This is a genomic window from Alexandriicola marinus (genome assembly GCF_004000435.1).
GTDB classification, from domain to species: domain Bacteria; phylum Pseudomonadota; class Alphaproteobacteria; order Rhodobacterales; family Rhodobacteraceae; genus Alexandriicola; species Alexandriicola marinus.
The window spans coordinates 1-327 of record NZ_RBVZ01000084.1 but is presented as its reverse complement, the minus strand read 5'-3'; the positions used below and the strand labels follow the sequence as shown (position 1 = coordinate 327).

The window sequence follows — 327 nt, the reverse complement described above, 5'->3', positions numbered from 1 at the left end:
GAGCATATACCTCGGCCAGTCGATCATCCTGTCGACGATCTTCTCGGGCTACGGGCTCGGGCTGTGGAGCGCCGTGGACCGGCTGACAGCCATTCTGTTCGCGCTCGGCGCGACGGGCGGTTTAATTGCAAGCCTGCTGATCTGGCGGGCCTACTTCAAACTGGGCCCCTTCGAGTGGCTCCTGCGACGGATCACGTATGCCCGTCTCGGGACGTGACGCCTCGTGTTCGGTCGGTGAAGTCACAACGGCGCCAGTGAAATGTGACTATTTATCAGATGCTTGAGGTGGAGAAGGTTGGACGTCAGGCCCATCACCTCCGCCACTTG

Annotated in this window: 1 protein-coding gene; it reads left to right on the top strand. The window is 60.6% G+C overall.

The window, feature by feature from the left end; genetic code table 11:
* Positions 1-217 (top strand): DUF418 domain-containing protein (locus tag EP376_RS22780; protein ID WP_127657733.1); only part of this gene is annotated, 217 nt, incomplete at its 5' end.
* Positions 218-327 lie beyond the last annotated feature (110 nt).